Below are 23,251 nucleotides of genomic sequence, written 5' to 3' on the forward strand. Positions count from 1 at the left end.
GGTAAGGGCAAACGATGATTTTGCGGAATATAATCCCATGCTGCTATTTTCGTATGGCAGCATCTCCATCATGTCGCCCCTACTCATTCGGTTTCATTTCGTCTTGATTGTGGGGAGCAATGACTGGCGATGAAGGTCAGGAGTGGCTTCAGTCTTCTTTTACGATAGGGTAGAGTTCAATGAATTCGCCCTGATGCTTTTTCCCGTCGTTGATGAGTTCAGCCGTTTTTTTGCCCACGGTGTCAATATCGTGGAATCCGGGCAGGCTCATATTGCCATTAAGGTCGGTGGTCGTTGGTCCGGGATGTACTGAAAAGATTTCTAGGTTTTTGTCTTTTTGCTGGCATTCGATTGCCATGACACCCATCATTGCGTTTTGTGCCGCTTTGCTTGTGACGTAAGCCAATGGGTGCCAATAGGGACTGATTTCAGAAGGTACTGTGATGTTGATGATTCTTCCGTTATTTTTCTCCAGCAGCGGCATCATGGCTTTTGTAAGCAGGAATGTGCCGACAAAGTTTACCTGAAGGGTCTCTTCGATGTCGCTGAGCTGCGTCTGCTGACTGTCAACGCTCATGTCGCCGGGTATGCCTGCGTTGTTTATCAGCAGCGAGAGTTGCGGATGTTTTTTGTTGATGTCGTCGGCAGCTCTTTTGATGCTTTCTCCATCTTTGAGTTCAATGTTTACCCAGCCCGCGACGTCAATGTCGAGCGCTTTAAGTTGGTCGATGGCTTGTTCTGCCCGTTCTTGGTCTCGTGCTCCGATGATGATGGTCCATCCACTCAGCCCTAAATGTTTGGCTATTCCAAATCCGATGCCCTTGTTGGCACCAGTAATCAATGCTGTTTTGTTCATGCTATTTTTTGAGTTACTTTTTGTGATTTGTTTATTATTGGTTTCACGCGGACAAAGATACACATTTTTCTGATTATTATCGCCGAACTGTAAAAATTGTTGACAGGATCAGCGGTAATAGGTAACGGTATCTGCCGAGGTGTGCGGCTTCCTATTGTTTCTCTTCTTTGCGTATGTAGTCCACGAAAGCATATCGGTACTGGTGTTTCTCGTCAGTATCGTGTGCTTCGCGTGTCACTTCCTTCCAGTCCTCGTAAGGAGGGAAGAAGGCGTCAGCGTTTTCCGGTTCGTCGTCGATTTCCGTCAGCAGCAGCCTGTCGGCATGTTTCATGGCTTGTTCATACACACTTTGTCCGCCGATGATATAGATTTCTTCATCGTCGGCGCAATGATTCAACGCGATTTTGAGCGACGGATAGCAGTCGCATCCCGGCAACTCTTTGACCGTGCGGCTGAGCACGATGTTGCGTCGGTTGGGCAGTGCGCCCTTTGGCAGTGATTCGAACGTGCGCCGTCCCATCACGATGGTATGTCCGCTGGTCAGTTCCTTGAAGCGTTTGAGGTCGTTGGGCAGCCAGTAAATGAGTTTGTTCTGGAAACCGATGGCACGATTGCGTGCAACGGCGGCGATGATGTTGATTTTCATAGGGCAGTCGGTTTGTGTTTATACGGCAACCTCTCCTGCGATATGCGGATAGGGGTCGTAGTTTTCCAGTGAGAAATCTTCGTAGCGGAAGTCGAACAGCGACTTCACGTCAGGGTTGATTCGCATCGTGGGCAGCGGTCGCGGTGTGCGTGTGAGCTGCAGCTTCACCTGTTCCATGTGGTTCAGGTAGAGATGGGTGTCGCCCGTCGTGTGGATGAAGTCTCCGGGTTTGAGCCCGGTCACTTGCGCCATCATCATGAGCAGCAGGGCGTATGATGCGATGTTGAACGGCACGCCGAGAAACGTGTCGGCGCTTCTTTGGTAGAGTTGCAGGCTCAACCGTCCGTCAGCCACATAGAACTGAAACATCGTGTGGCACGGTGGGAGCGCCATTTTCTCCACTTCAGCCACGTTCCATGCACTCACAATCATCCTTCGCGAGTCGGGATGGTTTTTTATCAGGTCCAGCACGTTCTGTATCTGGTCGATGGTGCCGCCCTGATAGTCGGGCCATGAGCGCCATTGATGCCCATAGACGGGTCCCAGTTCGCCGTTCTCGTCAGCCCATTCGTTCCATATCCTCACGCCGTGTTCCTGCAGGTACTTCACGTTGGTGTCTCCCTGTAGGAACCAGAGCAGTTCGTAGATGATGCTTTTCAGGTGCAGCTTTTTGGTCGTGAGCAGCGGAAAGCCGTCATCCAGATGAAATCTCATTTGGTGTCCGAACACGCTCTTCGTGCCGGTGCCCGTGCGGTCGGTCTTCTCGATGCCTTCCGTCATGATGCGGTTCAATAGGTCTAAATACTGTTTCATATCAGTTGAGTGATTGTTTTTTCGTCAGGTATGTGCGTACTTCTTATTCTCCATTCCTGCGGATAGAGGTTGTTGGCTCGCCGCCCGATGTTTTTTGCGAATCCGATGGGGTGCCCGCCGTAGGTTAGCAGCACGATTCCGCAGGGCGTGTCGGGTGGGAGTGTTACCGCTTCTTTCCGCAGATAGCCGATGGCTTCGGCATAGTCCAGGCTCACGTTCGGAAACGCTTCGCGGTCGAGTGCGCAGGAGAGTGCCAGCGACTGGTCGGGCACCATGTCCTTTCCCTTGAGCGTTCCCACCTTGATACCGGCATGCATCACTTTCAGCAGTCGGCTTGCCGTGTCGTATTCGTTTCGCCATGCAGCGGGAATGGCATAAATGTCGTTTCCCCGTTGTGTGATGTCGAAGTCCTCTTTCCTCAGTATGGGAATGTTGTGGGCGGGCAAGTCGCCGTTCTTCCCCTTCTGTTTTCCTTGTTTTTTCTTGTTCCCTTGTTCCTGCTTTTCGTGTGTTGCGGCTCCTTTTCTGAGCACAGCCATGAACAGCCCTTCCCCCCTTGTCCATCCGGGTATGAATCGGTAAACCGGTTTGTCGAACCCTTTGAGCAGCGAGCCGGTGATGTTCCAGCCGTCTTCGGTCTGTACCGGCAGGACTTCAGCGCCCGTTTCGCTGCATATCCACCGGATGTTTTCCTCGTTTTCTCGGGTGTTGAACGTGCAGGTGGAGTAGATGAGCAGTCCGTTTTCAGCCAGACATTCCCATGCGTCGCCGACGATTTCCCGTTGCAGCCGCTGGCAGTTGTCCGTCTTCTGAAGGCTCCATTCCGCCACAGCCCCCTCGTCCTTGCGGAACATCCCTTCTCCGGAGCAAGGCACGTCGCAGAGAATGATGTCGAACGTGATGCCCGCCTTGCGGTAGTCCTTCGGATAGTTGTTGGTGACGATGACGTCCGTTGCACCGAATTTCTGTATGTTCTCAACGAGAATCTGTGCCCGGTTGTGCATCGGTTCGTTGCAGAAAAGCAGGCTTCCGGCGGGCAGTGCCGCCCGTGCGGCGGTTGACTTTCCTCCCGGTGCGGCACACAGGTCGAGCATTGTCAGTGGCTTGTTGGCGTATTGGCGCAGCACCTGGTCGATAAACATCGACGACGCCTCCTGCACATAGTAGCAGCCGGCATGCAGCAGCGGGTCGAATGTGAAGTTCGGGCGTTCATTCAGATACACGCCGTTCGGGCACCAAGGCACCGTCTCTTCCCCGTCCCTCCCGTTTGTCGTAGTCTTCAGAGGGTTTCGCCGTATGCTGACAGGCGGCATCTGTCCCAGCGCATCCTTAAACGTCTCATAGCGCTGGGTTCCGAGCAAATCCTGCATCTGCCTTTCAAAATCCTCCGGGAGTTTCATCTTTTCGCCACAAAGTTACGATTAAGCGAGAACAATACAAAATAAAAGCTTGATTTTATTTTTATTGTCGAGCGTGAGTAACTTATGGAAAGTTAGTGCAAGTTGAGAGAAGAACACGATTTTGTCCTTAATCGGACAAAATCTTCAGAATTCATTTATTTTTTCTTTCATAAGAAAAGCTGCACTCGGCAAATTGAAAGTAAACTTTCTTTGCCCTCGTTTGCATTTTCTTTCCGAGACGCTGCCTAACTTGGACGCCAGTCAAAGTTACGATTAAGCAGAACACGAGTTGTTGAGCGACAGCGAAAAATACAAAATAAAAGCCTGATTTTATTTTTATTGTCGAGCGTGAGTAAGTTATCCAGATGAACGGCTTCATGACCATCGCCTTTAGGCTTCTTCAACCAAATTCAGTGAATTTGGTCACCAATTTCACTGAATTTGATGAGTAAATTCACTGAATTTGCTTTCGAAGAGTTGAACTTCATCATTTCTTTTCTTTCCGTATTTGTTGGATTTGCGCCAACTTTCAAGTTGAGAGAAGCCACAAATTTCTTTGATTTTTACCGTAAGAGCGGTGTTTTTTCAATAATTTTGTGTAGCTTTGCAGATGTTATCGGGAGGAGAAATTCCCGATAAAGAAAAAGCATTCGCTATTATTTCGCGTTCAGCCAAGAAAGCCTAGGAAACTTCAATTGGAATAACAAGCACGGAATAATATGTGACAGGTGAGCCATTTGGCATCTCTGTACAATCATAATAGCATAGCAACACGTGAAAAGCGTGATGTTTCTTGTGATTGTCAGAGGTTCCAATATTCCTAGGCCCACCTCTTGCTGAACGCAATAAGAGCATCACGCCCTTTTTGCGTCTTGGCGTGATTGATAGTTGGATGCGTAGTATTAACAACTATCAATTTTTTATGAACAAGAGTAAACAACGGGCTAAAAGAAACAGGACTTTGATGATTTTACCACATGAAAGACCTGTATTGGAAACATTTATCAAAAGTATTAATGATTTACAAAGAGGATTTGAAGATGATTCTATTGTAAATGCAGATATTTTTGAAAGTATTGATTATATACCCAATAATTATTTTGACCTTATTATTATAGACCCTCCCTATAATCTTGATAAAGATTTTCATGGTTGCAAATTTACTTCTATGAAATCTTCTGATTATGAAGATTATTTACGAAGTTGGTTTTATAAGATTTGTGATAAATTGAAAGATGATGGAACCCTTTATATGTGTGGGGATTGGAAATGTACATCATCTATGCAACGCATTATTGAAGAAAAATTAACTGTTATAAATAGAATAACATGGCAAAGGGAAAAAGGTAGAGGGGCTAAGAGTAATTGGAAAAATGGGATGGAAGATATATGGTTTGCCGTAAAAAATCCCAAAAAGTATTATTTTGATGTAGCTTCAGTAATGATGAAGCGTAAAGTTATTGCTCCGTATAAAGAAAACGGAAAACCAAAAGATTGGGAACAAACATGTTCGGGAAATTTTCGTTTGACTTATCCATCTAATTTTTGGGATGATATTAGTATTCCATTTTGGTCAATGCCAGAGAACACTGATCATCCAACTCAAAAGCCAGAAAAACTTTATGCAAAGTTGATTTTAGCATCATCAAAAAAAGGAGATAAGATTTTTGATCCTTTTTTGGGAAGTGGAACTACTGCAGTTGTAGCTCGAAAATTAGAACGCCATTTCTTTGGTATAGAGATTAATCGCGAGTATTGCCTTTGGACAATAAAGAGATTGATTAATTCTCTAAAAAATCCATCAATACAAGGCTATTTTGATGGTGTGTTTTGGGAGAGAAACTCTTTGAATGAACAGAAAAAGACTCAAAATGATGAGATGTTAAAAATAAAATTTGAAAACGATGAATACGGTGTGTAAAGATTTCGTGCATTTTATTGTAAAAGAAGCACCCAAGCATGACAAAATGATAGTTGAAAATGCTGCGAATCGGAAATATAATTTTGTTAAAGATAGAAAAGTATATCATAATCAATATTTTGCTGTTAGATTTAGTTACTCTAAATCTGCTTCAGATTCTTTCTCAAATACAGTACTTTCATTATCGGCATTAGAAAAATATGACAAGATTCCTTTTTTTGTAGTGTTGGTACGACGAGATGCAGATAACTTAATATTATTGGCAAACACAACATTTTTAAAGAAAATTAGTCATAGTTCACATGAACTTAGTATGACTAATATAAGAGGGAGTTTTAATGGTTCTGATATAATGAGAGAATTCGATGGAACAATAAATGCACCCGACAATTTTGATTATTTGTTTGCCGTACATCAAGGTCTTGATTGGGAAGACAATTTAAGGCGTTTGGTTGATGCTACGTCGGATATAAAAGGAGTTGGTAAAAAATTCACACCAACATATTCAGAAGAATGTATTATTTATGATTCCATAAAAAGAGCTAAAATTTTTGTACAATCAGCAAACTATAAAATTCTTGAAGATGATCTAAATAATCGTTGTAACAAGTGTCGTAATGAAATATTAATAGCATCACATATTGAGAATACGAATATACGAGGACGTTTGATAGAAAGTCTAATAACTTCAAATGATGAGGAAAGAATATTCTTGATAAAAAATCTGAAAGAATTAGAAAATGCTTTACCTTCATATGATACAAAGAATGGTTTGGGTGATTATCATGTTGAATTTAGTAATGCAGATACATATACAGATATAAAAACAAAAGTTATTTATTTAAATTCTAATCCTAAAGCATACAATATAGATAAGTTCTTAAAACAAATGGCAGATTCACGAAGTGTTTTCATGTTCTTTTTTATTGGTATAGACGAACATCAAATATTCAAAACTTTACTTTGTTCCGTTTATCATAAAGAGCTTATAGATAGTACAATATTACAATATCATTGGGCAGGAAGGGAAAGCCGAGGGGTGTCACAGTTTCAAGGAACGGCAATAGATAAAATGCTTAAAATTACCGATTTCAAAAATAAAATAGATATAAAAGTGGCAATGGAATTTATAAAAAAATTGTTAAGTCGATAAAACAGTAATCTTACATTTCAAAAGTCGAAGTAGATGTCTTCTTCTTCGAGGTTTTCCTTTTGTTTGGTCTTGGGTTTCGGTGGGTTTTTCAGTTTACCGTCTTTGTCGAACAGTCCGTAGGTCGTTCTGAGGACGGAGAATTCTGTCCGTCGGTTGATTTGGTTGGCTATCTCCTGCTTGTCGGCATCCAGATTGCTGATGTATTCCTGCGTGAGGATGTCGCCTTCTTTGAGCCACGGGTATCGTGAGGCTTGCTTCTTGCGGATGGTTTTTGGCCGTTCCTTTCCGTAGCCCTTCGGTGTGAGGCGTTCCGGGGCGATGCCTTTTCTGATGAGGTATTGCACGACGCTCTCTGCCCGTCGTTGTGACAGCCGCAGGTTGTATTGCTCGGAGCCCTTGTAGTCGCAATGGGCAGCCAGTTCGATGGTGATGTTCGGATTCTCGTTGAGCAGCTTGACGAGTTGGTCGAGTGCTTCTGTGGATTCGGGTCGCAGTGTCGCTTTGTCGAAATCGTAGAAGATGTTGTCGATGAGCACGGGCACGCCGATGTTTGCAAGCGGGAACTGCAGCACGTATTCCTCCGACTCTTCAGCCGTGTTGACGTGGAGCTGCTGTTGGTGGTTGAGATATCCGCGGCAGGAAGCGAGCAGGATGTAGTCAACGCCGGGCTTGACGGTGTATAGGAACGAGCCGTCGCTGCGCACGCTGAGTTTCGTGTTCGTTCCGTCGTTTCCTACGATATATACCTGTGCGGCGGGCAGTTCGTAGCCTTCCAGCTCATAGACCCACCCTTTGATGGTCTGTATGACTTCGGGGTTTTCAAACGAATAGATGTGTTCCCATCCGCGTCCGTCGTTGCGGTTGGAGCAGAAGAATCCGCGGTTGTACGGTCCGTCGAACGTCATTCCGAAATCGTCGGCAGAGGAGTTGAGCGGATATCCGGGGTGGTCCAGCTGGTAGCGGATGATGACTTTTCCTTCTTCGTCAACGTCCTTCACTGGCGTTGCGATGTAGATGTCGAGTCCGCCCATGCCGGGATGCCCGTTGCTGGAGAAGTAGAGGTCGCCGTTGGGGCGGAACGTCGGGAAACATTCGTCGCCGGTTGTGTTGATGGATGGTCCGAGGTTCTCCACGCCGCCGAGTCCGGCAGGCGTGATTCGTACCCGCCAGATGTCGAGTCCGCCCAGTCCTCCCGGCATGTCGGAGGTGAAATAAAGCCATAGTCCGTCGGGCGATATGGCGGGGTGTGCGTAGCTGGAGAGCGTGTCGCCGGTGATTTTGAGTTCGGTCGGCTTGCCCCATGTGGCATCTGCGCGGTTGGATACGACGATTTCTGCGAAGCGTGGCGATGCGGGATCCGTCTTGCATTGTGTGAGATACATCTCGCGGTTGTCGGTAGAGAAGCAGCATGCCCCCTCGTCGTAGGCGGAGTTCAGTCCGCCAGACACTGCCTGCGGTCTGCTCCACTGCCCTTTGTCGTCTTTTGTGGAGACGAAGATGTCACCGGCTTTTGCTCCGGTGATGAGGCTGTTTTCATCGCCCATGGCATCGTTGCGTGTGGAGGTGAAATAGAGTTGGTCGGCGGGATTGCCTAAGAGCATGGGTGAGTAGTCTGCCCGTCGGGAGTTGAACACCTCCATCCGTTTGACCGTATAGCGTGAGCCATCCTCTTTCCATGTGGCAGCCTGCCGTGCAGACAGCAGTCCGCTTTTAGCCAATGGGTCGTCGGGCATGGAGTCGAGCACGAAGATGAACTCTTTCTCAGCCTCTTTGTAGTTGCCGTTTTTCAGTAGTTGGTGACCGAGCCGCAGGTGTGTTTGCACATCGTCCTTTTTATATCGGATGACGTTGCGATAGGCTGCGATGGCTTTTTGCGTGGCATTGATTTTGTCGTAGCAGAACGCCAGTTTGGCGGCTCGTATGCCCCGGTTGTCGCGCTCCTTGGCAGGAGTCTTTGAGTATGCCTGTTTGAACTGGTTGGCTGCCTCGTGGTATTCGCCGAGTGCCAGATGTTTCTCTCCGTTCCTGAGGTTTTTGTCTATTCCGCAGGAGGCGAGAAGCATCATGATGAGTATGAAATACAAATACCGTTTGCAGCTCTTTTGAAACATCTTTGTCGTAGCGTTTACTTATTCTTAAACGCATGAATCGTCGTTTTATTGTAGGATGTCAGGACGAAGAGGGGGCTAAGACTTGAACGGCACCCGATAGTTGCAGCCTTCTTTCCACCGCGAGCATCCGTAGGCTGTCTTCCCTTTGATGACGGTTCCCTGCTTGCACACTGGACAAGTGGTGCCCTCGACGGGAGCAGCCCCTTCTGTCTTTTTGGCTGTGGCGGCAGTGGCTTTCGTCGTCGTGCGTCGGACTTTTTTCAGTTTTTTCAAGTCCTCGTCGGTCGTGATGGTGATGCGCTTGTCGTTTCTGTCGGTCAGCACCTGTCTGACGATGTCGTTGATTTGTTGTTTGAGTTCGTCGATGAACTGTGCGGCATCATACTTTTTATGTTCAATGTCACGCAGTTTCTTCTCCCAGATGCCCGTCAGTTCAGGGCTTTTGAGCAATTCGTCGCGTATGGTTCCGATGAGTTCGATGCCGGTCGGTGTGGCGATGAGGTTCTTGCGTTCCTTTCGGATGTAGTGACGGCGAAAGAGAGTCTCGATGATGGCAGCCCGGGTCGATGGCCGTCCGATGCCGTTCTCTTTCATGGCAGCGCGCAACTCCTCGTTGTCCACCAGTTTTCCAGCCGTTTCCATCGCCCTGAGCAGTGTCGCTTCGGTGTAGGGTTTGGGCGGTGTGGTCATCTTCTCGGTGAGTGTCGGCTGATGCGGTCCGCTCTCTCCCTTTTCGAATGATGGCAGCGTGCGCTCCTCGTCGTCTTTGTTCTCCTCCTCCGTGTCGCTTTTCTCTGTTTTCTGATAGAGTGCTCTCCATCCCGGGTCGAGTATTTCCTTTCCCGTCACCTTGAACTCCACCTTGTCCACTTTTCCCTGTACGGTGGTCGTTGCGAATTTGCAATCGGGATAGAACACGCTGATGAACCGTCGTGCTATGAGGTCATAGACTTTGCGCTCAAGGTCAGATAGCGCAGTCGGCGGTACGCCTGTGGGGATGATGGCGTGGTGGTCGGTCACCTTGCTGTTGTCGAACACCTTCTTGCTTTTCGGAAGTTTCTTCGCACCGAGGGGCTTGATGAAGGCTGCGTAGGGTGCTTCGCCGGCAAATTTCGCCTGGTACAAGCCGTTGAGGATTGCGGGGCACTTGGCATATACGTCTTCGCTGAGAAACTGTGTATCGACACGCGGATAGGTGGTCAGTTTCCGTTCGTAGAGCGCCTGTATGGTGTTGAGGGTTACTTCGGCACTCATTCCGAACTTGCGGTTGCAGTCCACCTGCAGCGATGTGAGGTCGTAGAGGTGGGGTGGCGCTTCCTTGCCGTTCTTCTTTTCCACCTTCGTGATTTCAAACGGTTTGTCTTTGATGAGTTCAAACGATTTCTCGCCTTCTTCCTTGTTGGTGAATCGTCCTTTTGTTGCGGTGAAGGTGGTGTCGCGGTATATAGTGGAAAGCACCCAGTAGGGCTCCGGTTTGAATTGTTCTATTTCTTGTTGCCGTTTCACGATGAGTGCAAGCGTCGGCGTCTGCACGCGTCCGATGCTCAGCGGGTGTCCCGGTTGCCCGTATTTGATGGTGTAGAGTCGCGTGGCATTGATGCCGAGCAGCCAATCGCCGATAGCGCGTGAGAGTCCTGCCATGTATAGTTGGTGATATTCCTGTTGGTCTTTCAGGTTCTCAAATCCTTCGCGTATGGCTTCGTCGGTCATCGATGATATCCAAAGTCGGCTGACGGGACATTTCGCTCCAGCCTTTTGCATCACCCAGCGTTGGATGAGTTCGCCCTCCTGTCCGGCATCGCCGCAGTTGATGATGCGCTCGGCTTTGCTCATCAGTCGTTGAATCACGTCAAACTGCTTCTTCACACCCTTGTCGTCCTTGAGTCTGATGCCGAAGCGCGGCGGAATCATCGGCAGGTATTCCTGTCGCCATGATTTCCATTGGGGAGCGTAGTCTTCGGGCATTTTCAGTTCACAGAGATGACCGAACGTCCATGTCACCTGAAAGCCGTTGCCCTCCATGTAGCCGTCTTTCGACTGATTGGCTCCGATAATGCGTGCAATATCTTTTGCCACACTGGGCTTTTCTGCAATACAAACAATCATCTTTGAATAACGATTTTTTGAATGAATCAATACCCTAAGTCCTCGCCCACAAGGATGACGACGTGGCGTTTCTCGGGATAGGAGTTGCGTAGGAAGTGCACCTGGTTGCAGATGCTTTGCGGCGAATGGCAGCTGTGACAAATGCCATCTTTCTGGCAAGGCGTGTTGATGTCGAACCGTGCGGCATTGATGGGAGCAGCCGTTGAGCGGGCACGTGTCCATGCTGCGTCAACATCCCTTGCCACCTTGTTCATGCCGACAATGAAAATCACCCGCTTCGGTCCCCATGTGATGGCTGCCACGCGGTTGCCGTTGCCGTCGATGTTGACGATGACGCCATCCTCGCTGATAGCATTCACGCTGGAAAGGTAGAAGTCGCATTCGAAACTCTTGCGATAGATGTTGATTTTCTCCTCTTGTGTCTGCGCATCTTCACGGTCGTAAATCTGATATTCTCCCGACGCTTTCAGTTCCGTAGTGAGACCCGTGTCGCGGATACTCATCGAACCACCCCACGAAATGGAACTCCCTGCAGGTATCAGTGCGCGTACTTTTTCTTTCATCGTCGCCGTGTCCGGGCAATAGTGTGCCTCGAAATGGCGCATCTCAAGATGGCGGATAAGTTGCTCCGCCAACTTCCTGTTGCGAATGTCCTTTGGTTGATTCATCGTTTTTATTTTTGTGCAAAGATAACTAAAATTCCACAAAAATGCCGTGTAGGCGGAGAGAAATATTTTTCTTTCCTTTTTTGCCCGCTCGATATTTTTGTTTACCTTTGTACACAATTGCAGACGAGGTGCCAGAAAGAACAGGACAGGCAACTGGAAGCGGTATGTAGAAGTTACACATTTAATAATATATATAAGTATGAAAAAAGCCATCGTATTTTTGTTTGTTCTCTGTTTGGGAACCGTAGCGCATGCCCAATCGGCAGAAAAACGAGTGAAAGTAGCCATCCCCGGTGGGAAGCATTATCTCTATCGTTTAACCCTGACGGATAAGAAAGGCACTCCGTTCAGTGTGAAGAAGCCACAGGCATTTCTCTCCCAGCGTGCCATCGACCGCCGTAAGCGTCAGCATATCTCGGTGACCGAGAGCGACCTGCCCGTATCGCCGAAATATGTGAAGAAGATTGCTGCCACAGGTGCGGGGATTGTGGGCACGAGCAAGTGGAACAATACGGTCGTGGTCAGCGTGAAAGACACGTTGCAGGCAGAGGAACTGAAGCAGTTGTCGTTTGTGTCGGACGTGAAGAAAATCTGGGCATCGCCCGATTCGATGCGTGCGCAGAAGCGTGAATATGTCGTTCCTGAGTTGAAACGTGCCGAGAAGACACCGGAAAGCGTCTATGGAGTAGGCGAGAAGTCCATTGATATCATCAACGGTAAGCCCCTCCATGAAGCAGGTTTCAGAGGCAAAGGAATGGTGATTGCCATTCTCGACGGCGGCTTTATGAATGCCGATAAGGTGGAAGGTTTCAAAAATACGACGATTTTAGGTTCGTGCGATTGTGGTTATCCGCGTGTGGAATCAATCTTTGCAGAGGGAGACCATGGCACGAAAGTGTTGTCGTGCATGGGCACCAACCTTCCCGATATGTTTATCGGCACAGCACCCGAGGCATCCTATTGGCTTATCCGCAGCGAAGTAGGCTTTTACGAGAGTCTGTGCGAGGAAGATTTCTGGGCGATGGCAGTGGAGTTTGCCGACTCGGTGGGAGCCGATGTCATCAATTCGTCACTCGGATATGTGGGGTATGACGACAAGTCGATGAACCACAAATACCGTGACCTCAACGGAAAGACAGCCCTCATCTCGCGGACGGCATCGATGCTTGCCGACAAAGGGATGGTCTTGGCAAACAGTGCAGGAAACTCGGGAGCGAGCACATGGAAAAAGATTAACTTCCCGTCAGACGCAGACCATATCTTGACGGTTGGCGCACTGACACCGATGAAGAAGAATGCCACGTTCAGTTCCGTAGGCAATACGGCTGACGGACGTGTGAAACCCGATGTGATGTCGCTTGGCAATCCCGCAGCCGTCATCAGCGGACGAGGCATCATCACCACTGCCAGCGGCACTTCTTTTGCTTCGCCCGTGCTCTGCGGAATGGTGGCTTGCCTCTGGCAGGCACTGCCCGACAAGACGGCGCACGAGATAATCGACATCATCCGTCGGAGTGCCGACAACTATGAGACGCCCGACAATATCTTCGGATATGGAATTCCCGACTTCTGGAAGGCATACGAACAGAATAAGAAATAAATGAATCGTGCGCTTTCTCTTTTTGAACTGAACTCATTGGTGCGCGAAGCCATTGAGGAGTATGTGACCGACGAATACTGGGTGGAGGCTGAACTGGCATCTGCACATGAATCGGGTGGACACTGCTACATGGAGTTGATTCAGAAAGAGGACGGTTCGAATACACCGATTGCCCGTGCTTCGGCACGGTGCTGGCGCTCTACATGGGCATTGTTGAAGCCCCATTTTGAGCGTGAGACGGGGCAGACATTACGAGGCGGACTGAAAGTTCTCCTGCAAGTGTATCCCCAGTTTCACGAGAATTTCGGGTTTTCGTGGATTGTGACGGATATTGACCCGACCTACACGCTCGGAGATATGGCGCGTCGTCGGCAGGAAATCATCCGTCGGTTGAAAGAAGAAGGGGTGTTCGACCTCAACAAAGAGCTTGAATTGCCACTTTTTGCACAGCGCATTGCCGTGATATCCAGCGATTCGGCAGCAGGATACGGCGACTTTTGCAAGCAATTGTCGGAAAATAAACAAGGTTTCAAGTTTGCCGTGGAACTATTCTCTGCCGTGATGCAGGGCGAACAGGTGGAGCAGACGGTCATCGCCGCCCTCAATGAAATCAATGAAAGGAGAGAGGATTTCGACTGCGTCGTGATTATCCGAGGTGGCGGTTCCACCAGCGACTTGAGCGGCTTCGATACACTCGCCCTGGCAGAGAATGTTGCCAACTTCCCTTTGCCGGTCATTACGGGTATCGGTCACGACAGGGACGAGAGCGTGCTGGACATGGTTTCCCACACACGAGTGAAGACCCCGACAGCAGCGGCAGCCTTCCTGATAGAACATCTTCAGGATGTGTACAGCCTTATTGTGGAAGCAGAAGATGATGTTATCCGTTGCGTGACCGACCGTCTGCAGAAAGAACGTCTGCGCATAGACCGGCTCATAGAGCTGCTTCCCAAGCAGTTGGCTGCATTCCTGACTGCCCAGCATGCCCGTCTCGGGCGACTCGTCGAGTTGCTCCCCAGGCAGACTGCTGCATGTCTGACCAGTCAGCGCGGCAATCTCGACCTCCTTGCAGCCACTATGCGCGGTGTGCTTGAACGCAGGATGCTGCAAGAGAACCATCGCATGGAGTTGTTGGAACATCGGGTGGATGCCGTGAATCCGGAGAAACTCTTGCAGAGAGGTTATTCCATTACGCGGAGTAACGGGCGTGTCGTGCGAAGTCCGGAACAGTTGAAAGCAGGCGATGAGATAGAGACAACGATGGAAAAAGGAACCATCAAATCAGTAGTAACGAAATCTTAAAAAACAATGAAACAAATGAAATATGAGGAAGCCATGCGGCAATTGGAAGATATTGTCCGCAAGATGGAAAATGATGAGTTGGATATTGATTCGCTGGCAGAACAGTTGAAGAAAGCGCAGGAACTCATCAAGTTATGCAAGGATAAGCTGACAAAGACCGATGAGGAAATCAGGAAACTGCTCGAAGAACAGGGAAAATAGATGTTTATTCAGGTTTTTTATAGAAAAATAGTTGCGAGTTCGCGATAAACTTACTACTTTTGTCTGCTCATACGATGCAATTCGTTTTGAAATAATCTATGATAACACTTAAAAATACAACGAAAAATGAAAAACTTAGATTGGGCTAATCTGCCGTTCGGCTATGTGCAGGCAGATTACAACGTTCGTTGCTATTATCGCAACGGGAAGTGGGGAGAGATTGAAGTCAGCTCAGACCCGAACATCAACATGTCAATTGCAGCCACTTGTCTTCACTACGGACAGGAAGGTTTTGAAGGTTTGAAAGCCTATCGCGGAAAAGACGGGAAAGTGCGCCTGTTCCGTGTAGATGCCAATGCAGAGCGTCTGCAGCAGACAGCACGCGGACTCCTCATGGCAGAAGTTCCTACAGAGCTCTTCGCTGAGATGTGTAAGAAGGTTGTTCTGCTGAACGAAGACTGGATTCCTCCATACGAGACGGGAGCAACGCTCTATCTGCGTCCGCTGCTCATTGGTACGGGAGCTCAGGTGGGCGTGAAGTCTGCCGACGAATTCTGCTTCCTCATCTTCGTCACACCGGTAGGACCTTACTTCAAAGGCGGATTCAAGTGCAACCCATACGTCATCACCCGTCAGTATGACCGTGCGGCACCGTTGGGAACCGGACGTTACAAAGTGGGTGGAAACTACGCCGCTTCGATGCTCGCAAGCAAGTTTGCACACGATAAAGGCTATGCGGCAGAGTTCTATCTGGATGCGAAAGAGAAGAAATATATGGATGAGTGTGGTGCTGCCAACTTCTTTGGTATCAAAGACAATACATACATCACACCTAAGTCTGACTCCATTCTTCCGAGTATCACCAACCGCAGCTTGATGCAGTTGGCAGAGGACTTGGGCATGAAAGTGGAGCGTCGTCCGATTCCCGAAGAAGAACTGTCAACCTTCGAGGAGGCAGGCGCTTGCGGAACGGCAGCAGTCATCAGTCCGATATCCTATATCGACGATTTGGAGAACGACCACCGTTACACCATTTCGAAGACGGGAGAGCCCGGACCTATCTCCAAGAAGCTCTACGACCTGCTCCGTGGCATTCAGTACGGTACTGAAGAGGACAAGCACGGATGGACCACTGTGATTAAAGAGTAATTTTTCAATACATGGATATCCCCTTCACACCAAGTTGTGGAGGGGATATTGTTGACTATAAAGGAGGTTGCCGTCAATAGGTAAATAGTAGTGTGGCAACCGTTTTTTACAAAATTATGGGTAAAGGAAAACTGCAGAAATTCGCTGAGATGGAGACGTTCAGAAACGTCTTTCAGTATCCCTATGCGGTCATTGAGAACACTCCCTTCCCGCTGAAAGGACGATGGCGGGAAGAATATTTCCATAATGACCATCCTGTCGTCCTTGAATTAGGATGCGGAAAGGGCGAATACACGGTGGGACTGGCACGCCTCTTTCCCGATATGAACTTCATCGGGGTTGACATCAAGGGAGCCCGCATGCACAAAGGTGCAAAAGAAGCTTTGGATGAAGGGCTGGAAAATGTGGCGTTCCTCCGCACGAACATCGAATTTATCGACCGCTTCTTCAGCGAGGGGGAGGTGCAGGAAATCTGGCTGACATTCAGTGACCCGCAGATGAAGAATCCCCGCAAACGCCTGTCCAGCACCTACTTCATGGAAAGATACCGCCGTTTCCTGACAGACAACGGTCTGATTCACCTGAAGACCGACAGCGATTTCCTGTTCACCTATACGCAGCTGATGGCAGAAAAGAACCAACTGCCCATCGAAGTCAGCACGAAAGATTTGTATCACGATACGCCGGCAACAATCGTCGGCTCGCCCTTGCTCACCATCCAGACCTACTATGAGCAGCAATGGATTTCGCGAGGGCTGAACATCAAGTACATGCGTTTCCGTTTGCCGCATGTGGGGCGGCTGGAAGAGAGCGACGTGGAGATTCCGCTCGACGATTATCGGAGTTATAAGCGAACGAAACGCAGTTCGTTGGATGTCGCAAAATAGTTGAGACCGTATGAAAAAGAAGTGGAAATATTATTTACTTTTCAGTTTGTTCTGTCCTTCATTGTTGATGGCGCAGACGGAAACGGACAGCGTTGCGCCGATGAAGACCCACGAGTTGGATGACGTGACGGTCGTCTCACGGCGACAGGGAACGCGACGGGTCAGTGGGGCGGTAAACGGACAGCTGATTACCCGTGATGAGTTGTTCAAGGCGGCATGCTGCAACCTGGGCGAAAGTTTCGTGACCAATCCGTCGGTCGATGTCAATTACAGTGATGCCACGACGGGAGCAAAGCAAATCAAACTCTTAGGACTTGCCGGCACCTATGTGCAGATGCTGACGGAAAACATGCCCAACTTCCGCGGAGCAGCCATGCCTTACGCACTCGGATATGTGCCGGGACCCTGGATGAAAAGCATCCAGGTATCGAAAGGATGCTCGTCGGTGAAGAACGGATATGAATCCATCACGGGACAAATCAATGTGCAATACCTGCAACCGGAAGACGAGCAGGGGCTGACCGTCAACCTCTTTGGCAACACTCAGGGGCGTGTGGAAGCCAACATCGACGGCAACTATCATTTCAATAAACATCTGAGTACGGAACTGTTGGGGCACTACGAAAACGAATGGGGAGACCATGACAGCAACCATGATGGGTTGATTGACCAACCGAAAGTGAGGCAGTGGCATCTGCAAAACCGATGGGCGTACATGGGCGACCGCTATATCATGCATGCCGGTGTCGGAATCATGAAGGAAAAGCGCAACGGCGGACAGACGAAGCATCACAACAATCGTTACCGCATCGGCATGGAGACCGACCGCTATGAGGCTTATATGAAACATGCGTTCGTCTTGAACAAGGAGACGGGCGGAAACATTGCCCTAATGGCTTCCGCATCGCAGCATGAACTGGACGCTTCCTATGGGCACAAGCGCTATGATGTCAGGCAGAAAAACGCCTATATGTCGCTGATATATGAGACGAACATTGCTGGACACCACAACTTGTCTTCGGGCATAAGCCTCAATCATGATCATCTGGCACAGCACCTCTACAACCATACGGAGCCGTCTGTGGGTGCGCCGTTGCCGAAAGAAATAGAAACAACGCCCGGAGCCTACGTCCAGTACACCTTCAACGAAGGAACATGGCTGACCCTGATGGCAGGAATACGGGTTGATCACAGCAGTGTTTACGGGACGTTCTGGACTCCCCGCATGCACTTGAAGTATAGTCCGTCGGACTTGTTCAGCCTTCGTCTGAGTGCCGGAAAGGGCTATCGGACGGTTCATGCGTTGGCGGAAAACAACTTCCTTCTGACAAGCGGACGCTCACTGATTATCGACGACCAACTGAAGCAGGAGGAGGCATGGAACTATGGCGTGTCAACGGCATGGAACATCCCGCTGTTCAGCAAGACGCTCAGGTTGAATGCAGAGTATTACTATACGCACTTCATGGAGCAGACACTGATTGATTATGACGAGAATCCGCTGGAACTGTATATTAGGAACAAGGAGGGGAAATCCTATTCACACACGCTTCAGATAGATGCGTCTTACGAACTCTTCAAAGGGATGACCCTCTTGGCGGCTTATCGGCGCAATTTCGTGAAAGCCGTCTATGGCGGGCAGTTGCGTGAAAAGCCGTTGAACAGCCGCTATAAGGCACTTCTCAGCGCATCGTATAAGACACCGTTGGGGCTGTGGCAGGCGGATGTGACCTGCCAGTTGAACGGAGGTGGACGGATGCCGGAGCCATATACGACGGGCAGCGGAGAGCTGTCGTGGAGCCGTTCTTTCGGTGCATACGCAGTCCTGAATGCGCAGGTGACACGCTGGTTCCGCCATTTCTCGGTCTATGTGGGTGGTGAGAACCTGACCAACTTCAAGCAGAAGCATCCCATCATCGGAGCCGCCGACCCCTGGGCGAAGACGTTTGAGCCCACGATGATATGGGGACCGGTCATGGGAGCGATGTTCTATGCGGGCATCAGAGTTAATATTGGGAGATTATAACATTATTATCAAACACATAAAAGAATAAATGATGAAACAGACCATGTTGATAATTGCCATGATGTTCACTGCGACATGCGGTATGGCAAAGGACATAAAGACTGTGGTCTTCACGACGAGTCCGCAGATGCATTGCGAGAGTTGTGAGAACAAGATCAAGGGCAACCTGCGTTTTGAGAAAGGGGTGAAGAACATAGAGACCAATATCGAGAAACAGCAGGTGGTCGTCACCTACGATGCCGACAAGACTTCGGTCGAGAAACTGCAGCGGGGCTTTGAGAAGATAGGCTACGATGCAAAGGAAGTGAAGGCAGTATGTAAGCAGGAGACCGCCTCCGACGCTTCTTGCGAAAAACACGATTGATACACATTATTATATATATCGTATGACACTTTATCCGAAACTGATACTCGATGCGCTCGCAACAGTGACGTATCCGGGCACGAAAAAGAGCCTCATAGAGAGCGAGATGGTGGCAGAAGACCTGCACATCGATGGGATGAAGGTGGAGTTCACGCTCATCTTTCCCCGCGAGACCGACCCGTTTCTCAAGTCAACCATCAAGGCAGCAGAGGCTGCCATCCACTACCATGTGTCTAAAGAGGTGGAGGTGACCATCAAGCAGGAATACAAGTCAAAGCCCCGCCCCGAAGTCGGAAAGCTCTTGCCGCAGGTGAAGAACGTCGTGGCAGTGAGCAGTGGAAAGGGCGGTGTGGGCAAATCGACCGTCGCTGCCAATCTCGCCATCTCGCTCGTAAGGCTCGGCTTCCGCGTGGGACTGTTGGATGCCGACATTTTCGGACCCTCCATGCCGAAGATGTTCGGAGTGGAAGATGCCCGTCCGTGTGCCACCCGCGTCGATGGTCGCGACCTGATAGAGCCCATCGAGAAATATGGCGTGCGGCTGCTGAGCATCGGCTTCTTTGTCAATCCGGAGACGGCGACGCTGTGGCGCGGTGGCATGGCTTCGAACGCGCTCAAGCAGCTCATCGGCGATGCCAACTGGGGCGAGCTGGACTATCTCATCCTGGATACGCCGCCGGGCACGAGCGACATTCATCTGACGCTCCTCCAGACGCTTGCCATCACCGGCGCCGTCATCGTCACCACACCGCAGGAGGTGGCGCTGGCAGATGCCAGGAAGGGCATCGACATGTATCGTAACGAGAAAGTGAACGTGCCGATACTCGGACTGGTGGAGAACATGTCGTGGTTCACGCCGGCAGAGCTACCCGACAACCGCTATTACATCTTTGGAAAGGAGGGCGGCAAGCGGTTGGCAGAGGAGCATCAGATTCCCTTGCTGGCGCAGATTCCCGTCGTGCAGGGCATTTGTGAGCATGCCGACGGCGGCAAGCCGGTGTCGCTGGATGCCGCGGCGCAGGAAGCGCAGATGTATCTGTCGCTGGCGCAGTCGGTCGTGACGATGGTTAATCGACGCAACAAGATGATGAACCCGACGAAGATAGTAGAAGTGAAGCACTGAATATGCGGGCGGATGATGCATCCGCCCGTTATTTTTTATTTATATTGAGTGTCACTTCGTGACAGAAATCTCACAAATCTGTTCAAATCTCACAAATCTTTTTGAGATAGATTTGATGCTCCCGTTAGGCGCTCCCCTCCCTTCTTAGGGGAGGGGCAGGGGTGGGGTGGAAGACAATCTCTAACCACATAATAAAAAATACTCTCTCATGCGGGCGGATACGCCGATCCACCCCTACAATGCGCCGTGTTTGAATTAAGAATTATGATTAGGGTTGTCAGCCTCCCGTAGGGGCGGATCGGTGTATCCGCCCGAAAAGTTTCTCCAACCAAATTCAGTGAATTTGGTGATCAAATCAAGTTGATTTGGTCACCAAATCAACTTGATTTGTTTTTCAACTATCAAACGTTAGGCTGGTTCGGATGATGCTTTCGCCTTCATAATCTTTTCCTTCATCTTGCGTGCACTTTCTGTGGCGTGGAGGCGTGCCTGTATGATTTGGTAGCGATAGACGGCGCAGGTGGCGAAGAAATAGATGGTGGTCTGAATCCATAGTGCCTGGTACTCGAAACGGATGTCGGCGAGGGTGGCTCCCATGGTGTTGAGGCGCACGAATCCCCGTATTCCGAAGGTGGAGGGGAAAAGGGCTGCGATGGCTCGCCATGCGCCCGGGATGTTGCTCTGCGGCCACGAGATGCCCGAGAGGAAAAGTAGGGGGACGGACGTGAAGACGATGATGAGCATGACGTTTTCACGATAGCGGACGACGCACGATATCATCATCCCGAAGAAGATGGTCGATAGGAGGAAGGGCACCATGAGCCCGATGTAGTCGTCCATCTGCACGAGTTGGACGAGGTTGAACATCCGGGGTATGCACAGTGTGACGAATGCTCCCATCACTGCATAGACCATGAAATAGCAGAGCGACTTGCCGAGTACGATTCTGAAGACGCCGTTGTAGTGACGGCTGACGGGAACGAGGTCGCGGTAGCGGTTGTTCTCTCGTGCCGTTCCTGCTGCCATCCCGATGCCGAGCAGGAGTGTCTGGTGGAGGATGAGGATGAGTACGCCGGGCAGGATGAATGCGGCGTATCCTCCTGATGGGTTGAAGATGGGTACGTCTTCATACGCCAGCGGCTGTATGGTGATTTCGTCGTCGCGCTCGGTCATGCCCATGCCGCCTTTCTTCTGTATCTGTTCGCCCATTCCGAGCGATATTTCGGTGGCTGTCTGGTAGATGGCCTTGTAATAGAGCATGATGCTCATGTCGCAGTAGATGCTGACGTGTGCCTGTTTGCCGGTGTTCAGGTTGCTTGCGAAGTCAGACGGGAAATAGATGATGCCGCGTGCTTCCTGTTTGCCGATGAGGGGCTTTGCTTCTTCGATACTGTTGCTGTATGCAGCCACCTTGACGTTGGGCGATGCGTCAAACTGCCGGATGAACTTGCGCGAGAGTTGCGAGTGTGAATGATCGACCACGGCAACGGGTACTTCGTGAACGGTCTCATTGTTGTAGAGCCAGGCATAGAGTATCGGGTAGAGCAGCGGCACGAGGATGAAGAATATGAGTACGCCCTCGTCTTTCACGGTGTTCTTCATCTCGTATGCCCAGATGTGGGACATGTCGTGGATTCCTTCGTTGATTTTATGAAGTAATCCCCTCCAGCCGTTCTGCGTCTCAGCTTTCCGGTTAGTCTGCCTGTTCTCTGTATGCTGTTCTTTCATTGCTCTTTTTCTTTAAGGGATATACACATATTCGAGCATTGCCTTCTTGATGCGCCGGAGCACGATGACCGGCAGAAGGCAGAAGAGAACGAGCGCACCGACGTTCAGCCATGCATGCGAAATAGGGAAGCCGTTGAAGATGCAGGTCTGGTAGATGCGGAAATAGTGGCGCATGGGGAAGAGATTGGCGAGCGCCTGTATCTCGCTGTCCATGGCATCGACGGGGAAGGTGGATCCCATCACCGAGAAACTCAGTGCTGCCCACAGCGAGCAGATGCTCATCGACATGCGCAGCGAGGGAGTCAGTCCGAATGCGAAAACGCCGAAACCTTGTGCGGACAGCACGGAAAGGATATTGAGCAGTATCAATCGCCACATGCCTCCGGAATGCGGGAAATGCAGGATATAGATGACGTAGAACTCGTAGGCGCACATGATGGTGAGGAACACGAGCGTCTGCGGCAGCAGCTTCCCGATGAGCGCGACGATGATATTGTTGTCGGCAGCAGCCAACCATTCCTTTGAGCGGTTGAATTTGAGTTCCGTACCGATGGAGTAGGCTGTAATCAGGAAGATAAACAGGAGGATACATCCGGGAATGAGGGAGGAACTGAGATAGACGTTGTAGTTGATTTGCGGATTGTTGATGGGGTGCGTGTCAATCGTGACGGGTTGCAGGAAGTTGCGTATCTCGGCAGAAGTCTTGCCGAGCGCCGATAGCTTCGCCTTGCCGACGGCTGCCGAGCCGAGTGTGGAGATGGTCTTGAGGTCTCTGAAGAGCAGTGCGCCGGCAGTGAGATAGGCATTGTTGTAGTAGAACGAGATTTTCGGTTGTCGGGAGGCGAGCAGCGCTCCTTCGGTTCCTTCGGGAATATAGAGGAAGGCGTAAATCTTGTTTTTCTGTACTGCGTTGCGTGCCTCGTTGATGGTGGGGTAGTGTGCAACGACTTTCGATGACTGGAACGCATCCAGTTGGCGGATGAGTGCTCTGGACGTGGAAGAGTTGTCGTTGTCGATGACGCCTATCGGCATGTTCTCCGGTTGTCCCTCATCCATGATGGAGGTGAAGAATACCGTGACGGCAATCGGGAAGATAACCATGCAGAATATATATACGGGATTGGACTTCAGAATGCCACATTCCCGAAGTGCAATCCGGTAGATCTGCTTGTATCGACTTCCCTTTTGCATGATTAG

General features: G+C 49.8%; 19 protein-coding genes. 10 read left to right on the top strand and 9 right to left on the bottom strand.

The window, feature by feature from the left end; all coding sequences use genetic code 11:
* Positions 1 to 148 precede the first annotated feature (148 nt).
* From GRF55_RS03200 to GRF55_RS03215, 4 genes are all read right to left on the bottom strand, one after another.
* A complete protein-coding gene (locus tag GRF55_RS03200; protein ID WP_220369113.1) occupies positions 149 to 856 on the bottom strand; it encodes an SDR family NAD(P)-dependent oxidoreductase in 708 nt (235 codons plus the stop codon).
* 151 nt (positions 857 to 1,007) lie between these two features.
* A complete protein-coding gene (locus GRF55_RS03205; protein WP_220369114.1) occupies positions 1,008 to 1,502 on the bottom strand; it encodes a dihydrofolate reductase in 495 nt (164 codons plus the stop codon).
* A gap of 18 nt (positions 1,503 to 1,520) precedes the next feature.
* The gene (locus GRF55_RS03210) at positions 1,521 to 2,315 is read right to left on the bottom strand and encodes a thymidylate synthase (RefSeq protein WP_220369115.1); all 795 of its coding nucleotides are present in this window, start codon (positions 2,313 to 2,315) and stop codon (positions 1,521 to 1,523) included.
* A complete protein-coding gene (locus tag GRF55_RS03215; protein WP_220369116.1) occupies positions 2,312 to 3,715 on the bottom strand; it encodes an RsmB/NOP family class I SAM-dependent RNA methyltransferase in 1,404 nt (467 codons plus the stop codon). The genes GRF55_RS03210 and GRF55_RS03215 overlap by 4 nt, the downstream gene beginning before the upstream one ends.
* A gap of 922 nt (positions 3,716 to 4,637) precedes the next feature.
* Between GRF55_RS03215 and GRF55_RS03220 the strand changes: the two genes are divergently transcribed.
* Complete coding sequence (locus GRF55_RS03220) at positions 4,638 to 5,636, top strand: site-specific DNA-methyltransferase (protein ID WP_220369117.1); 999 nt, start codon at positions 4,638 to 4,640, stop codon at positions 5,634 to 5,636.
* Positions 5,620 to 6,789, top strand: a complete 1,170-nt coding sequence (locus tag GRF55_RS03225) for a hypothetical protein (RefSeq protein WP_220369118.1) — start codon at positions 5,620 to 5,622, stop codon at positions 6,787 to 6,789. Before GRF55_RS03220 ends, GRF55_RS03225 begins: the two co-directional genes overlap by 17 nt.
* Before the next feature lie 17 nt (positions 6,790 to 6,806).
* On the opposite strand, the gene GRF55_RS03230 is transcribed toward GRF55_RS03225, so the two are convergent.
* From GRF55_RS03230 to GRF55_RS03240, 3 genes are all read right to left on the bottom strand, one after another.
* Positions 6,807 to 8,900, bottom strand: coding sequence for an OmpA family protein (locus GRF55_RS03230; protein ID WP_220369119.1), 2,094 nt, complete (start codon positions 8,898 to 8,900; stop codon positions 6,807 to 6,809).
* 75 nt (positions 8,901 to 8,975) lie between these two features.
* A complete protein-coding gene (locus tag GRF55_RS03235; RefSeq protein WP_220369120.1) occupies positions 8,976 to 11,006 on the bottom strand; it encodes a DNA topoisomerase 3 in 2,031 nt (676 codons plus the stop codon).
* A gap of 26 nt (positions 11,007 to 11,032) precedes the next feature.
* The gene (locus GRF55_RS03240) at positions 11,033 to 11,674 is read right to left on the bottom strand and encodes a lactate utilization protein (protein ID WP_220369121.1); all 642 of its coding nucleotides are present in this window, start codon (positions 11,672 to 11,674) and stop codon (positions 11,033 to 11,035) included.
* A 199-nt stretch (positions 11,675 to 11,873) separates the two neighbouring features.
* Between GRF55_RS03240 and GRF55_RS03245 the strand changes: the two genes are divergently transcribed.
* The 8 genes from GRF55_RS03245 to GRF55_RS03280 all read left to right on the top strand — a co-directional run bounded on the left by GRF55_RS03245 (position 11,874) and on the right by GRF55_RS03280 (position 20,326).
* Positions 11,874 to 13,274, top strand: a complete 1,401-nt coding sequence (locus tag GRF55_RS03245) for a S8 family serine peptidase (RefSeq protein ID WP_220369122.1) — start codon at positions 11,874 to 11,876, stop codon at positions 13,272 to 13,274.
* Positions 13,275 to 14,576, top strand: coding sequence for an exodeoxyribonuclease VII large subunit (gene xseA, locus GRF55_RS03250; protein ID WP_220369123.1), 1,302 nt, complete (start codon positions 13,275 to 13,277; stop codon positions 14,574 to 14,576).
* Positions 14,577 to 14,582: 6 nt separating this feature from the next.
* The gene (gene xseB, locus GRF55_RS03255; RefSeq protein WP_220369124.1) at positions 14,583 to 14,777 is read left to right on the top strand and encodes an exodeoxyribonuclease VII small subunit; all 195 of its coding nucleotides are present in this window, start codon (positions 14,583 to 14,585) and stop codon (positions 14,775 to 14,777) included.
* Positions 14,778 to 14,903: 126 nt separating this feature from the next.
* Positions 14,904 to 15,926, top strand: coding sequence for a branched-chain amino acid aminotransferase (locus tag GRF55_RS03260; protein ID WP_220369125.1), 1,023 nt, complete (start codon positions 14,904 to 14,906; stop codon positions 15,924 to 15,926).
* A gap of 116 nt (positions 15,927 to 16,042) precedes the next feature.
* A complete protein-coding gene (trmB, locus tag GRF55_RS03265) occupies positions 16,043 to 16,813 on the top strand; it encodes a tRNA (guanosine(46)-N7)-methyltransferase TrmB (protein ID WP_220369126.1) in 771 nt (256 codons plus the stop codon).
* Positions 16,814 to 16,823: 10 nt separating this feature from the next.
* Positions 16,824 to 18,839, top strand: a complete 2,016-nt coding sequence (locus tag GRF55_RS03270) for a TonB-dependent siderophore receptor (protein ID WP_220369127.1) — start codon at positions 16,824 to 16,826, stop codon at positions 18,837 to 18,839.
* 28 nt (positions 18,840 to 18,867) lie between these two features.
* Positions 18,868 to 19,203: a heavy-metal-associated domain-containing protein gene (locus GRF55_RS03275; protein WP_370626743.1), complete on the top strand. Its 336-nt coding sequence runs from the start codon at positions 18,868 to 18,870 to the stop codon at positions 19,201 to 19,203.
* A gap of 22 nt (positions 19,204 to 19,225) precedes the next feature.
* A complete protein-coding gene (locus tag GRF55_RS03280; protein ID WP_220369128.1) occupies positions 19,226 to 20,326 on the top strand; it encodes an Mrp/NBP35 family ATP-binding protein in 1,101 nt (366 codons plus the stop codon).
* A gap of 408 nt (positions 20,327 to 20,734) precedes the next feature.
* Here the strand turns inward: GRF55_RS03280 and GRF55_RS03285 are convergent, their stop codons facing one another.
* Together GRF55_RS03285 and GRF55_RS03290 are read right to left on the bottom strand one after the other, a co-directional pair.
* A complete protein-coding gene (locus tag GRF55_RS03285) occupies positions 20,735 to 21,952 on the bottom strand; it encodes an ABC transporter permease (protein ID WP_220369601.1) in 1,218 nt (405 codons plus the stop codon).
* 114 nt (positions 21,953 to 22,066) lie between these two features.
* Positions 22,067 to 23,245, bottom strand: coding sequence for an ABC transporter permease (locus GRF55_RS03290; protein WP_220369129.1), 1,179 nt, complete (start codon positions 23,243 to 23,245; stop codon positions 22,067 to 22,069).
* Positions 23,246 to 23,251: the final 6 nt, after the last annotated feature.

The sequence above is a fragment of the Prevotella sp. Rep29 genome, assembly GCF_019551475.1.
In the GTDB taxonomy this organism is placed as follows: Bacteria; Bacteroidota; Bacteroidia; order Bacteroidales; family Bacteroidaceae; genus Prevotella.

What these genes read in the sequence shown, in the direction of transcription:
- GRF55_RS03285 (WP_220369601.1), bottom strand. Translation starts at nt 21,952, where the DNA reads ATGTCCCACATCTGGGCATACGAGATGAAGAACACCGTGAAAGACGAG.
- GRF55_RS03205 (WP_220369114.1), bottom strand. Translation starts at nt 1,502, where the DNA reads ATGAAAATCAACATCATCGCCGCCGTTGCACGCAATCGTGCCATCGGT.
- GRF55_RS03260 (WP_220369125.1), top strand. Translation starts at nt 14,904, where the DNA reads ATGAAAAACTTAGATTGGGCTAATCTGCCGTTCGGCTATGTGCAGGCA.
- GRF55_RS03235 (WP_220369120.1), bottom strand. Translation starts at nt 11,006, where the DNA reads ATGATTGTTTGTATTGCAGAAAAGCCCAGTGTGGCAAAAGATATTGCA.
- GRF55_RS03210 (WP_220369115.1), bottom strand. Translation starts at nt 2,315, where the DNA reads ATGAAACAGTATTTAGACCTATTGAACCGCATCATGACGGAAGGCATC.
- GRF55_RS03220 (WP_220369117.1), top strand. Translation starts at nt 4,638, where the DNA reads ATGAACAAGAGTAAACAACGGGCTAAAAGAAACAGGACTTTGATGATT.
- GRF55_RS03240 (WP_220369121.1), bottom strand. Translation starts at nt 11,674, where the DNA reads ATGAATCAACCAAAGGACATTCGCAACAGGAAGTTGGCGGAGCAACTT.
- GRF55_RS03290 (WP_220369129.1), bottom strand. Translation starts at nt 23,245, where the DNA reads ATGCAAAAGGGAAGTCGATACAAGCAGATCTACCGGATTGCACTTCGG.
- xseB (WP_220369124.1), top strand. Translation starts at nt 14,583, where the DNA reads ATGAAACAAATGAAATATGAGGAAGCCATGCGGCAATTGGAAGATATT.
- xseA (WP_220369123.1), top strand. Translation starts at nt 13,275, where the DNA reads ATGAATCGTGCGCTTTCTCTTTTTGAACTGAACTCATTGGTGCGCGAA.
- GRF55_RS03200 (WP_220369113.1), bottom strand. Translation starts at nt 856, where the DNA reads ATGAACAAAACAGCATTGATTACTGGTGCCAACAAGGGCATCGGATTT.
- GRF55_RS03230 (WP_220369119.1), bottom strand. Translation starts at nt 8,900, where the DNA reads ATGTTTCAAAAGAGCTGCAAACGGTATTTGTATTTCATACTCATCATG.
- GRF55_RS03270 (WP_220369127.1), top strand. Translation starts at nt 16,824, where the DNA reads ATGAAAAAGAAGTGGAAATATTATTTACTTTTCAGTTTGTTCTGTCCT.
- GRF55_RS03215 (WP_220369116.1), bottom strand. Translation starts at nt 3,715, where the DNA reads ATGAAACTCCCGGAGGATTTTGAAAGGCAGATGCAGGATTTGCTCGGA.
- GRF55_RS03245 (WP_220369122.1), top strand. Translation starts at nt 11,874, where the DNA reads ATGAAAAAAGCCATCGTATTTTTGTTTGTTCTCTGTTTGGGAACCGTA.
- GRF55_RS03280 (WP_220369128.1), top strand. Translation starts at nt 19,226, where the DNA reads ATGACACTTTATCCGAAACTGATACTCGATGCGCTCGCAACAGTGACG.
- GRF55_RS03225 (WP_220369118.1), top strand. Translation starts at nt 5,620, where the DNA reads ATGAATACGGTGTGTAAAGATTTCGTGCATTTTATTGTAAAAGAAGCA.
- trmB (WP_220369126.1), top strand. Translation starts at nt 16,043, where the DNA reads ATGGGTAAAGGAAAACTGCAGAAATTCGCTGAGATGGAGACGTTCAGA.
- GRF55_RS03275 (WP_370626743.1), top strand. Translation starts at nt 18,868, where the DNA reads ATGATGAAACAGACCATGTTGATAATTGCCATGATGTTCACTGCGACA.